Source organism: Curtobacterium sp. MCLR17_045 (assembly GCF_003234405.1).
Lineage (GTDB): Bacteria > Actinomycetota > Actinomycetes > Actinomycetales > Microbacteriaceae > Curtobacterium > Curtobacterium flaccumfaciens.
Genome location: NZ_QKTB01000022.1, coordinates 15,851 through 27,916 on the forward strand (window position 1 = coordinate 15,851; position 12,066 = coordinate 27,916).

The window sequence follows — 12,066 nt, forward strand, 5'->3', positions numbered from 1 at the left end:
TACTATGTGGTCATGGTCCGTCTCCCACTCCGTCCCGACGAGGTCGCGCGCGGTCGTCGCCTCGGTGCGCTGCTCCGTCGTGCCCGTGGTCCGCGGTCGATCGTGGACACCGCCCTGGCTGCGGGGATCTCGCCGGAGACGCTCCGGAAGATCGAGACCGGTCGGATCGCGACGCCGGCGTTCTCGACCATCGCGTCGGTCGCGGGTGTGGTCGGGCTGTCGCTCGACGCGGTGTGGTCCGAGGTCAGCTGCGACCCGGCCGACGGCGAGCTGGCGGGCTAGCCGGCGCGGCGGCGGAGCCTGCTGGCCGGCGCGGCGGCGGAGCCTGCTGATCGACGCGCCGGCGGCGCCTGCTAGCCAGCGGGCAGCGCCGGCACCGACGCCTCGTCGATCCAGGGCCCGGTCACCGCACCGACGTCCGCGACCGAGCGGCCGGCGGTGTCCGCGAACGCACGGAGCACGTCCGGCACGGTGACGGATCCGTGCCGGTGCCGCTCGGTGATGCTCCGCAGCCCGGCGAAGAAGGCGTCGTCGCCGAACGTGCGGCGGACGGCGTGCAGGGCGAGGGCGCCGCGCTTGTAGACGCGGTCGTCGAACATGTCCTTCGCGCCCGGGTCACCGACGACCAGGTCCTCCGGCTGTTCGAGCAGTCCCTGCCGGTACCGCTCGGCCAGCTGGTCGGCGGTGGCGTCGCCGCGGTCCTCGGACCAGAGCCACTCGGCGTAGCAGGCGAACCCCTCGTGCAGCCAGATGTCCTGCCACCGGGTGACCGTCACGGAGTTGCCGAACCACTGGTGGGCGAGCTCGTGGGCGATGAGGCGGTCGGTCCCGTGCTCGCCGTCGACGTGGTTCCGGCCGAACACCGCCAGGCCGTGGGCCTCGAGCGGGATCTCCAGGTCGTCGTCGGTCACCACGACGCCGTACGCCGCGAACGGGTACGGGCCGAACCGGTCACCGAACAGCGCGAGCATCTCCGGCACCTGGCCGAAGTCGGTCTTCGCGGCGGCGGCGAGGTCGGCGGGGTGGTGCAGCGTGACGGGGACGCCGCTCGTGCGCAGCTTCGTGGTGCGGTAGCGGCCGATCTGCACGGTCGCCAGGTAGGTCGCCATCGGCTCGGTGGTGGCGTAGGTCCAGCGGGTGCCGACGCGGTCGCGCTCCTTGGCGAGCAGCTCCCCGTTCGCCAGGACGTCGTACGCCGCCTCGGCCGCGATCTCGATCCGGTACGTGGCCTTGTCGTCGGGGCGGTCGTTGCACGGGAACCACGACGGCGCTCCCGTGGGCTGCGCGGCGACGATGACGCCGTCGGACAGTTCTTCCCAGCCGAGCTGCCCCCACGCACTCCGGACGGGGTGCGGGGTGCCGCGGTACCGCAGGTGCACGCTGAACACGGTGTCGGCGGCGATGGGGTCGGCCGGGGTGACCGTCACCTTGTGCGTCGCGGTCGAGACCTTCTTCGCCCGGCGTCCGTCGACGTCGACCCGGTCGACCGTGAGCCCGTGCAGGTCGATCACGACCTTCTCGAGCGGCTCGAGGGCGCGCGCGGTGATCGTGGCGGTGCCGTCCAGGCGGTTCGTGGCGACGCGGTAGTCGAGACGGAGCTCGTAGTGCTCGGCACTCCACCGTCGGTCGCCGCTGTGCGGGGTGTACGGGTCTGCGGCGGGATCGGAGGGCACGGGGACAGTCAACCTCATGGCGCCGGTGGGGCGGTCACCGAGGGGGCTGCCGATGTCCACGGAGCGATCGGGTTGCCGGACCAGCGGGAACCCGTCGGCACCTGCTCACCGCGCATGACGAGCGAGGACGGCCCGACGGTCGCCCCGGCACCGATGCCGGCCGCCGGCAGGACCACGCTGTGCGGCCCGAGCGTCGCACCCGCGTCGATCCGGACGGTGTCGAGCTGCATCACGCGGTCGTGGAACAGGTGCGTCTGCACGACCGTGCCCCGCGCCACCGACGCCCCGGAGCCGATGGTGACCAGGTCGGCCTCGGGCAGCCAGTACGTCTCGAGCCAGGTGCCGCGGCCGATCGTCGCACCGAGGCTCCGCAGCCAGACGGCCAGCGCGGGGGTGCCGGTGGCCTGCTCGGCGAACCAGGGGCGCGCGACGGTCTCGACGAAGGTGTCCTGCACCTCGTTGCGCCACACGAAGGACGACCACAGCGGGTGCTCCCGGGCGGTGATCCGACCGACGAACGCCCACTTCGCGATCGTCGAGACCACGGCGGCGACGGCACCGGCGGCGATGAGCACCGGTCCGGCGAGCAGCACCGTCCACCCGATCCCGACGGCCGACCAGAGCGCCAGCAGTGCTCCGGCCACGCCGAGCGCGATGGCGGCGGAGACCATCGGGGCCACCAGGCGCAGCAGCTCCCAGCAGCCGCGGGCGACCTTGAGCCGCCTGGACGGGCGGAACGTGCGCGCCTCGTCGAACTCCGTCGCCGCGCGCCGCAGCCGCACCGGGGGCGACCCGAGCCACGACGACCCGCGCTTGGCCTTCTTCGGCACCGCGGACAGCACCGCCACCAGGGCCTCGCGCGGCACCGAGCGCCCGGCACCCGTCATGCCGCTGTTGCCGAGGAACGCGCGACGGCCGACCTTCGAGCGACCGATCCGCACCCGACCGCCGCCGAGCTCGTACGTCGCCACCATCGTGTCGTCGGCCAGGAACGCCCCCGACGCGATCTGCGTCAACGCCGGGATGAGCAGCACCGTCGAGATCTCGGTGTCCCGACCGACGCGGGCACCGAGCAGCCGCAGCCACACCGGCGTCACGAGCGAGGCGTACAGCGGGAACAGCAGGGTGCGTGCCGCGTCGAGCACCCGCTCGGTCGACCACACCTGCCAGCCGATCCGGGAGCGCACCGGGTGCCGCCCCTCGTGCAGGCCGATGCCGAGCAGCCGCACCGCGACCACCACCAGCAGCGCGTACACCGCACCGGCGACGACCGTCGCCAGGGGGACCGTCACCAGCGCACGGAGCACCGCGTCGCCCAGGGTCGACGCCCGCCCGACCAGGGCGAGGGCGACCAGCAGGCCGACCGCGACACCGACCACCGGCAACCCGGCCACGGCCAGGGACCCGGCCCCGTACGCGAGCAGCCAGCGTCGTCGGGTCGCTGGACGGGCCTCCCGGTCGTCACGAGCCGACCCGGTGCGCTCCGCAGGTGCCCCTGCCCAGCGTTCGCCCGCGGGCACCGGGCCGCCGACGGCGGAACCCGCCGTGATCTCGGCACCCGCACCGACGTGCGCCCCCGGCAGCAGCGTCGTCCGGCTGCGCACCACGGCGTCCTCGTCGACGCGGACGTGCCCCAGGTGGAACACGTCGCCGTCGAGCCAGTACCCGGCCAGGTCGACCTCGGGCTCGATCGAGGCACGCTTGCCGATCGTGAGCATCCCCGTCACCGGCGGCAGCGTGTGCAGGTCGACGTCCCTGCCGATCCGCGCGCCGAGGGCCCGGGCGTAGTAGCTGATCCACGGGGCGCCGGCCGTCGAGGGGCCGTCGACCGCCTCGGCGATGCGCTCGGCCAGCCAGACCCGCAGGTGCACCGAGCCGCCACGGGGGTACGACCCGGGCCGGACCCCGGCGAGCAGCAGCCGCGCGAGCACCACCGTCAGCGCCATCTTGCCGATCGGCGTCACGAACACCAGGAGCGCCAGCACCAGCACCGGCCAGGGCAGCACCGGCAGGAACGGCAGCGTCGTCGCGTGCAGCACCGCGGCCACCAGGGCCGTCCACGTCAGCACCCGCAGCCCCCGGAGCACCTGCACCGGCAGCCCGAGCAGCGTCATCAGCAGCCCCGTCGCCGGAGGGACCGGGGTGACGTCGCGCGACGACGCCTCGACCGGGCCGGACTCGTCCAGCGCCGCCGCCAACGCCCCGATCCGCGGGTGGTCGTACACGTCCGCCACCGTCGTCGTCGGGAACCGCTCCCGGATGGCCGACACCAGCTGCGCCGCCGTCAACGACCCACCGCCGTGCGCGAAGAAGTCGTCGTCGACGCTCGCCACCGGCACCCCCAGGATCGCCGACCACCGCTCGGCGATCCACGCCACCGTGTCCGGCAGCATCGCCGCGTCCGAGGCACCGGGCAACGGCCACGGCAGCGCCGCGCGGTCGACCTTGCCCGACGTCCGCGTCGGCAGCGACTCCACCACGGCCACCAACGGCACCAACGCCGCCGGCAGCTCCTGCCGCAACCGGGCGTTCGCCGCAGCCACGTCCACCGTCGCCCCGGCCACCGGAGCCACGTACCCGACCAGCACCTGGTTGCCCGCCGGGGTCCGCTGCACCACCGCGGCCCCACCCGCCACGTCGTCCAGGGCCTGCAGCGCCGCGTCGATCTCCCCGAGTTCGATCCGCCGGCCACCGAGCTTCACCTGGTCGTCCGCACGCCCCTGGAAGACCAGCCCCTCGGGCTCGTACCGCACCAGGTCACCGCTCCGGTACGCCCGCTCCCACCCGAGCTCCGGGAACGGCGCGTACTTCTCCGCGTCCTTCGCCGGGTCCAGGTACCGCCCCAGCCCGACGCCACCGATCACGAGCTCACCGACGCCGCCCGGCTCCACCCGTTGTCCGGCACCGTCCACCACGGCCAGGTCCCACCCGTCCAGCGGCAGCCCGATCCGGATCGGCTGGCTCCCGTCGAGCAGGGACCCGCACGCCACCACCGTCGCCTCGGTCGGCCCGTACGTGTTCCACACCTCACGGTCACGACTCGCGATGCGCGCCGCCAGCTCCGGCGGGCACGCCTCACCACCGAAGATCACCAGCCGCACCTGCTCCAGCGCATCGTCCGGCCACAACGCCGCCAGCGTCGGCACCGTCGACACCACCGTGATCGTGTGCGCGATGAGCCACGGCCCCAGGTCCACCCCCGTCCGCACCAACGACCGGGGTGCCGGCACCAGCGCGGCGCCGTGCCCCCACGCCAACCACATCTCCTCGCACGACGCGTCGAACGCCACGCTCAGCCCCGCCAGCACCCGGTCACCCGGACCGATCCGCGCCGCCTGCAGGAACATCCGCGCCTCGGCGTCCACGAACGCCGCTGCACTGCGGTGGGTGACCGCCACACCCTTCGGGACCCCGGTCGACCCGGACGTGAAGATGATCCACGCGTCGTCGGTCTCACGGGGGAGTTCGGCGCTCGCCGTAGGGTCCGTCACCGGCAGCTCCGTGCCGTCGCGGTCGCGCAGGACACCGCCCGCGCCGATCACCCCGACGACACCGGCCTCGCCGAACACCAGGGTGGCGCGCTCCTCGGGGTCGTCCGCGTCGACCGGCACGTACGCGGCTCCGGCGGCGAGCACGGCGAGGATCGACAGGTACAGGTCACGCCCGCCGGAGGGGATCCGCACCCCGACCCGGTCGCCCCGTCGGACACCGCGGCGGGCCAGATCGTCGGCCTGCGCGCGCACGAGGTCGAGCAGGGCGGCGTAGTCGACGCTGCCGGCGGGGTCCTCGAGCGCCGTCGCGTCCGGGTGGGTCGCCGCGGTCGCCGCCAGGACGTCGAACAGGGTCCGTGGGGCGGGTGCGTCGCCCCCGCGGGCGAGTTCGAGCTGCGCGTTCCCGGTGCCGATGGTCATCGAGGCCTCTTCCCGGTCGCGTGCGGGACGACCGGCCCGTGATCCTAGAGGGTCGAGGTGTCCTGCTCGGGAACGGACGGTGCCGTACCGGTCGGTCCGAGTGCCGCAGCGGACGGTTCGAGTGCCGCACGGGCCGCGTCGAGCGCCGTCGCGATCCCGACCGAGTCGTCCAGCGAGTGCACCGGGGACTCCGTGCGACCGTCCGCCACGTACTGCGCGAGCGCCGCCGCCTGCCACACGAGTCCCTGACGGCCCCGCAGCCCCGTCGGCTCCGCCCAGTGGTCCTCCCCACCCGGGTGGTGCACCGCGAACGACGCCGGGAACACGAAGTGGTCGGTGTACCGGACCGTGGCCCGGCTCCCGGCGATCACCGCCAGCCCCGGCGTCCACGCCGTCATCGACGTGGTCACCACCGCCTGCGCGCCACCCTCCGCCGTCGACACCGTGACGGACTGGAGGTCCACCCCGCGATCCGAGACCGCCCCCGTCGTGCTGCTCGTCACCGGGGCGCCGGTGGCGAACCGTGCGAACCAGTGCCCGTAGACACCGGCGTCGAGGAGGGCACCCCCACCTGCGGCGGGATCGAACATCCGGTCCGCCGGGTCCGGGTCGTGCGGCCACCCGACGTCGACCGTCGCGAGCCGGACGTCGCCGAGGACCCCGTCCGCGAGCAGACGGGCGACGACGGTCGTGCCCGGCAGGTACCGGGTCCACATCGCCTCCATCGCGAGGACGCCCGCGGCCCGTGCGGCGTCGGCGAGGGTGCGGGTGTCCGCCGCCGAGGTCGTCATCGGCTTCTCGACGAGCACGTGCTTGCCGGCGGCGATCGCGAGCAGCGCGTGCCCGAGGTGCTGCGGGTGCGGCGAGGCGACGTAGACCACGTCGACGGACGGGTCCGCCACGAGGGCCTCGTACGACCAGTGCACACCGGGCACGCCGTGGCGGGCGGCGAAGGCCGCGGCACGCTCGGGGGAGCGGGACCCGACGGCGACGACGCGCTGGTCGGAGTTCGCGTGCAGCGTCGCCGTGAAGTCGTTCGCGATCTCCCCGGGGCCGATCACACCCCACCGGAGCTCGGGGCCGCCCCGCAGCGCGTGGACTCCGGGCACCGGGAACGTCATCGTCATGCCGGAACGCTACCGGGATGCTCCGGACCCGGTTGTGCGGCTCCTCGCCCCGGAATCGACCCGCATCGAGTCATCCGACCCAATCGCCCCGTGACACGGTCGATGAGAATCGGATTCCACGAACCGCCGCCGGTCGCGGCGTCGGGAACCCGAGGAAGGTCGTCACCGATGCCCACCCAGCCACCTCCCCACATCGACCGCGACGTGCGGTACTCGGACCGGCACGACGCCCTGGTCCTCGACGTCCACAGCCCGGGCACCGGATCGCCCCCGAGCACCGGCGCCGTCGTGCTCGTGCACGGGGGCGGCTGGTTCCGCGGGGACAAGTCCAAGGAGGACGGCCTGTCCGCCCGACTCGTGGACGCCGGGTACACGGTCTTCGTGCCGAACTACCGGCTGGCACCGACGGACGTGTTCCCCGCGAGCAGGGACGACGTGCTCACCGCGTACGAGTGGGCGCTGCAGTCCGACGTCCCCTTCGACCGGAGCAAGGTCGCCTTCTTCGGCGGGTCAGCCGGCGGGAACCTCGCGGTCGAGGGCGGCATCGCGACCGGCCGTCCCTCCGTGAGCTGGTCCGGGATCTTCGGCCTCGCCGAGATCATCCGGGCGACGGACGGCACGGTCTCCGCGGCGCCGACGAACCAGGACCTCGACGCGATGCGCAGCGCCGACATCGACCAGACCGGGCGGGACGACCCGTTCCTCCGCTGGGTGATCCTGCAGGAGGTCGGCGGCGACCGGTCGGCGCTCGCCGCGGCGTCCACGATCGAGCACGTGACGGCGTCGACGGGCCCCGTCTACCTCGCCAACTCGCTGGAGGAGTGGGTCCCGCGGTCGGACCCGATCGCCCTGCAGGCGGCGCTCGCCGCGGTCGGCGTCCCGAACACGCTGCAGCTGATCCCCGGTCTCCGGCACGCCGAGGGCTACACCGACCACGCGCTGCCCGGATCGCTCGCGTTCCTCGCGCAGACGCTCGGGGTCGAGCACCGCTGAGCGGCGCGCGACGAAGGAGGACCCCCGTGCCCGACGACTCCACAGCACCGCTCCCGATCGGCCCGGTCGGCAACGTCTTCCTGTTCGTCGACGACCTCGAGGCCGCGGTCGTCTGGTACGCGGCCAGGCTTCGCCGCGAACCGGTCGTGCGTGGTGGCGCCCTCGTCGCGTTCGACATCGACGGCGTCCGCCTCACGCTGCACCAGACCGACGAACTGAACACGCCGGGGCCGTCCGGCACGGTGCCGTACTGGACGGTGGCCGACGTCGATGCCGTCGTCGAGGACTGGGTCGCCAACGGTGCCGTCGCACATCGGGGACCGAAGACGGTGTTCACGGGAGAGCGGCTCTGCCAGCTGCTCGATCCCTTCGGGAACCTCTTCGGCGTACTTTCCAGTGCCCCCAGGAGGATTCGAACCTCCGCCCCTGCCTCCGGAGGGCAGTGCTCTATCCCCTGAGCTATGGGGGCCAAGGGGTGTCAACAACCGTAGCAGGTCCGGCGGGTGGTCCTGGACAGCGCGTGTCGCGCTGTGGACGTGCCGTCGGACGGCCGGGAGGCGCGGTGCGGGCCCGCCACGGGCCTCCCGTCCGCACGGTGCGTGCGTCGCGATTCCGTGCGAGGTTCCGTGTCCCGTGCGGCGCAGCAGGCGCGCACCACGCACGGAACCTCGCACCAGATGGCGGACACGACACCGTGTGAGCGACGCGTTCCCGTGCGAGGTTCCGCGCTCCGTGCGGCGCTGCAAGCGCGCACCACGTGCGCAACCTCGCACCATACGGCGGACGCGGCACGGTGCGTGGTCGCCGCCGGACGGGAGGCGCGGTGCGGGCCAGCCACGGGCCTCCCGTCCGCACGGTGCGTCCGTCGAGATCCCGTGCGAGGTTCCGCGTTCCGTGCAGCGCTGCGAGCAGCGCACCACGTGCGCAATCTCGCACCAGATGGCGGAGCCGGCACGGTGCGTGGTCGCCGCCGGCCTGGAGGCGCAGTGCGGACCCGCCCCAGGCCTCCCGTCCGCACGGTGCGATCGACGCGATCCCGTGCGAGGTTCCGCGTTCCGTGCAGCGCCGCGAGCAGCGCACCACGTGCGCAACCTCGCACCGGACGGCGGCGGCCCCGCACCGTGCGCGGGGGTAGCGCGCGTCAGCCCGCGGGCGTGGCCGTCGCCGACCCGGACGGCTGGAGCGCGGCGCGCACCGCGTCCACGACGGGCTGCGCCCCACCCGGCTCGGTGAACAGCGTCGACTGCGCGGTGATCCAGTACGGGTCGGCGAAGGCGTCCGCGCGGCCGACGTCGCCGCTCAGGGCGAAGTAGCCCTCCACGCGGTAGGTGGGGACGGACCCGCCCCGCTCGTACAGGGCGTCCTTCAGGTTGGTGAGCGACTTCTCAGGCAGGTCGGCGACCGCGAGCGTGATCGCCGTGGCGTCGGCGTCGGTACTGACGAACCGGCACACGCGACCCTGCTGCTTCGCGATGGTCGCAGCGGGGGAGCCCTTCGCCGGGGTGAAGGAGTCGTCGAGCTCGAAGGTCTGCCCGTACACCGACAGTGCGCTGGTCGGCAGGAGCTCCGCGCAGGTCTGCGACACCGGCTTGCCCGCCGGGGTCGCGCTGGCCGACGGGGTGCTGTCCCCGCCGCCCGAGCACCCGGCGAGCACGACGGCTGCTGCGATGGTGAGGGTGGCGACGGTGAGCGCCCGGGCACGGCTGCGGGGGGTCATCCCGACATGATGCTGCATCGACCGGTGCGGACCTGGGCGTCCCGGTAGGATCGGTCCTCGTGACTCCTGCCGAACTCTCCGCCGCGTACCTGTCGATCCTGACCGGGATCGTCGAGCGCCGAGGCGCGTCCGAGACCGTGACGATCGAGGAGTCCCACGTGGTGCTCGAGCGTCCGAAGAACCGCGCCCACGGCGACTGGGCCTCGAACGCGGCCATGCAGCTCGCGAAGCGGCTCGGCACGAACCCGCGCGAGCTCGCGACCGAGATCGCCGGCGAGCTGACCGAGCTCGACGGCGTGGACTCCGTCGACGTCGCCGGCCCCGGCTTCATCAACATCACGCTCGAGGCGGCCGCCGCTGGCGAGATCGCGCGCACCATCGTGGACGGCGGCGAGTCCTTCGGCACCGGCGACCTGTACGACGGCGTCCGGATCAACCTGGAGTTCGTCTCCGCCAACCCCACCGGCCCGATCCACATGGGCGGCGTCCGCTGGGCCGCGGTGGGCGACAGCCTGGCCCGCGTGTTCCAGGCGCAGGGCGGCCTCGTCACCCGCGAGTACTACTTCAACGACCACGGCGCGCAGATCGACCGGTTCGCCCGCTCCCTCGTCGCCAGCGCACTCGGTGAGCCGACGCCCGAGGACGGCTACGGCGGCGCCTACATCGCCGAGATCGCCGCACGGGTCATCGCGACCCTCGAGCCGGGCATCGACGTCCGCGACCTGCCGCGCGACGAGGCGCAGGAGCTCTTCCGTCGCGAGGGCGTCGACTTCATGTTCGCGGACATCAAGTCGTCGCTGCACGACTTCGGCGTCGACTTCGACGTCTACTTCCACGAGAACGCCCTGCACGAGTCGAAGGCCGTCGAGCGTGCCATCGCCCGACTGCGGTCGGCCGGCGTGATGTACGAGGCCGAGGGCGCCGAGTGGCTCCGCACGACCGACTTCGGCGACGACCGCGACCGCGTCGTCATCAAGTCGGACGGCGAGCCCGCGTACATCGCCGGCGACCTGGCGTACTACCTCGACAAGCGCGAGCGCGGGTTCGAGCGCAACCTGATCATGCTCGGCGCCGACCACCACGGCTACGTCGGCCGGATGATGGCGATGTGCGCCGCGTTCGGGGACGAGCCCGGCAAGAACCTCGAGATCCTGATCGGGCAGATGGTCAACCTGCTCAAGGACGGCGAGCCGATGCGCATGTCGAAGCGCAACGGCACCATCGTCACGATGGAGGACCTCGTCGACGCCGTCGGTGTCGACGCCGGCCGGTACGCCCTGGTCCGCTTCGCCAGCGACACCGCGATCGACATCGACCTCGACCTGCTCACGAAGCGCACGAACGACAACCCCGTCTTCTACGTGCAGTACGCCCACGCCCGCACGCAGTCGGTGGCCCGGAACGCCGCGGCGGCCGGGGTCGACCGGTCGGTGTTCGACGCCTCGCTGCTGACCCACGAGTCGGAGAGCGCGCTCCTCGGAGCCCTCGCCGAGTACCCGCGGGTGGTCCGGCACGCCGCCGAGCTGCGCGAGCCGCACCGCATCGCGCGGTACATCGAGCAGCTGGCCGGCCTGTACCACCGCTGGTACGACTCCTGCCGTGTCACGCCCCTCGGCGACGAGCCCGTGAACGACCTGCACCGCACGCGCCTGTGGCTGAACGACGCCACCGGCCAGGTCGTCCGGAACGGCCTCGGCCTGCTCGGCGTGTCGGCTCCGTCCCGCATGTAGCGGTACTCCTTCCGCACAACACCGGTGTTCGCGCACCGAACACCCGCATTCCGCGGTGTCGAGCGCGAACACCGGTGTTTTGCATCCCTGCAGCCGCTGCGCCGGACGCGCACCGGGCCTCCAGGCAGGCTGCCGGGACGGACTGGCAGGGTGGGACGCATGCCCGCAGCCATCGAACGCCCCACCACGCGCCGCCGCTGGCCCGTCGTCCTGCTCGTGGTCGTCGTCGTGCTCGCCGCCCTCGTCGTGATCGCCGAGTTCGTGCTGCGCGGCGTCGTCGACCGGATCATCGCCCAGCAGGTCGAGCAGTCGCTGCCGGACGGCACGACCGGCGAGGTCGACGCCCACGCCGAGGGCATCGTCATCCCGCAGCTCATCAGCGGCACGCTCGACCGCGTCGAGATCTCCTCGGCGAAGCTCACGGTGGACGGCATCCCGCTCGCCGCCGACGTCACCGCGCAGGACGTCCCGGTGGACGGCAAGGGCGACGTCCGCGACGTCGACGGCACGGTCACCCTGGCGTCGTCGAGCGTCAAGGACCTGGCGAAGTACAGCCCGCTGTTCGACCGGCTGAACCTGGTCGACGGCGGCGTCGAACTGACGGGGTCGTCGTCGGTGCTCGGCTACGACATCACCTACGCCGCCAAGGGTGCCGTCGTCGCGCAGGACGACGGCCGCGGCATCTCGATCACCCCGGAGAGCGTCCGGATCACGAACTCCGACCTCGGCCTGAAGGTCGACTCGATCCCGGGCGTCACCGGCGTCCCGGTGCAGGTCTGCACCGCGCAGTTCCTGCCCGAGGCGCTGCGGGTGCGTTCGCTCGACGTGTCGAAGTCGGACGCGACGGTCCGGATCACCGCGGACGCGCTGCCGCTCAACGAGGACGGCCTGCGGACGGTCGGCAGCTGCGGGTGA

At 73.2% G+C, this 12,066-nt stretch carries 8 protein-coding genes, 1 tRNA gene and 1 pseudogene; 5 read left to right on the forward strand and 5 right to left on the reverse strand.

Translation table 11 applies throughout. The features are described 5' to 3' along the window. Positions 1–12: 12 nt before the first annotated feature. The gene (locus tag DEJ05_RS13280; protein WP_027465796.1) at positions 13–282 is read left to right on the forward strand and encodes a helix-turn-helix domain-containing protein; all 270 of its coding nucleotides are present in this window, start codon (positions 13–15) and stop codon (positions 280–282) included. Positions 283–353: 71 nt separating this feature from the next. Here the strand turns inward: DEJ05_RS13280 and DEJ05_RS13285 are convergent, their stop codons facing one another. Genes DEJ05_RS13285 through DEJ05_RS13295 form a run of 3 tightly spaced genes read right to left on the reverse strand, consistent with a single transcriptional unit; the run spans position 354 to position 6,711 of the window. Beyond that, positions 354–1,673 carry a M1 family metallopeptidase gene (locus DEJ05_RS13285; protein WP_258376157.1) on the reverse strand — a complete coding sequence of 440 codons (1,320 nt, stop codon included), beginning with the start codon at positions 1,671–1,673 and terminating at the stop codon, positions 354–356. 14 nt (positions 1,674–1,687) lie between these two features. Continuing rightward, positions 1,688–5,584 carry a Pls/PosA family non-ribosomal peptide synthetase gene (locus DEJ05_RS13290; RefSeq protein ID WP_111110638.1) on the reverse strand — a complete coding sequence of 1,299 codons (3,897 nt, stop codon included), beginning with the start codon at positions 5,582–5,584 and terminating at the stop codon, positions 1,688–1,690. Positions 5,585–5,628: 44 nt separating this feature from the next. Further along, a complete protein-coding gene (locus tag DEJ05_RS13295) occupies positions 5,629–6,711 on the reverse strand; it encodes a Gfo/Idh/MocA family protein (protein WP_258370473.1) in 1,083 nt (360 codons plus the stop codon). 168 nt (positions 6,712–6,879) lie between these two features. Between DEJ05_RS13295 and DEJ05_RS13300 the strand changes: the two genes are divergently transcribed. Together DEJ05_RS13300 and DEJ05_RS18440 are read left to right on the forward strand one after the other, a co-directional pair. Then, complete coding sequence (locus DEJ05_RS13300) at positions 6,880–7,704, forward strand: alpha/beta hydrolase (protein WP_181440728.1); 825 nt, start codon at positions 6,880–6,882, stop codon at positions 7,702–7,704. A gap of 26 nt (positions 7,705–7,730) precedes the next feature. Continuing rightward, positions 7,731–8,075: pseudogene (locus DEJ05_RS18440) on the forward strand (VOC family protein); the annotation flags it as partial. Between the two features lie 26 nt (positions 8,076–8,101). Here the strand turns inward: DEJ05_RS18440 and DEJ05_RS13305 are convergent. Together DEJ05_RS13305 and DEJ05_RS13310 are read right to left on the reverse strand one after the other, a co-directional pair. After that, positions 8,102–8,173 (reverse strand) — tRNA-Arg (locus DEJ05_RS13305). A gap of 672 nt (positions 8,174–8,845) precedes the next feature. Next, on the reverse strand, positions 8,846–9,421 hold the full coding sequence (locus DEJ05_RS13310) for a hypothetical protein (RefSeq protein ID WP_111110640.1): 576 nt from the start codon (positions 9,419–9,421) through the stop codon (positions 8,846–8,848). Positions 9,422–9,480: 59 nt separating this feature from the next. Between DEJ05_RS13310 and argS the strand changes: the two genes are divergently transcribed. Continuing rightward, positions 9,481–11,151, forward strand: a complete 1,671-nt coding sequence (argS, locus tag DEJ05_RS13315) for an arginine--tRNA ligase (RefSeq protein WP_111110641.1) — start codon at positions 9,481–9,483, stop codon at positions 11,149–11,151. Positions 11,152–11,310: 159 nt separating this feature from the next. After that, positions 11,311–12,066, forward strand: a complete 756-nt coding sequence (locus tag DEJ05_RS13320; protein ID WP_111110642.1) for an LmeA family phospholipid-binding protein — start codon at positions 11,311–11,313, stop codon at positions 12,064–12,066.

What these genes read in the sequence shown, in the direction of transcription:
- DEJ05_RS13280 (WP_027465796.1), top strand. Translation starts at nt 13, where the DNA reads ATGGTCCGTCTCCCACTCCGTCCCGACGAGGTCGCGCGCGGTCGTCGC.
- DEJ05_RS13290 (WP_111110638.1), bottom strand. Translation starts at nt 5,584, where the DNA reads ATGACCATCGGCACCGGGAACGCGCAGCTCGAACTCGCCCGCGGGGGC.
- DEJ05_RS13295 (WP_258370473.1), bottom strand. Translation starts at nt 6,711, where the DNA reads ATGACGATGACGTTCCCGGTGCCCGGAGTCCACGCGCTGCGGGGCGGC.
- DEJ05_RS13300 (WP_181440728.1), top strand. Translation starts at nt 6,880, where the DNA reads ATGCCCACCCAGCCACCTCCCCACATCGACCGCGACGTGCGGTACTCG.
- DEJ05_RS13310 (WP_111110640.1), bottom strand. Translation starts at nt 9,421, where the DNA reads ATGACCCCCCGCAGCCGTGCCCGGGCGCTCACCGTCGCCACCCTCACC.
- DEJ05_RS13320 (WP_111110642.1), top strand. Translation starts at nt 11,311, where the DNA reads ATGCCCGCAGCCATCGAACGCCCCACCACGCGCCGCCGCTGGCCCGTC.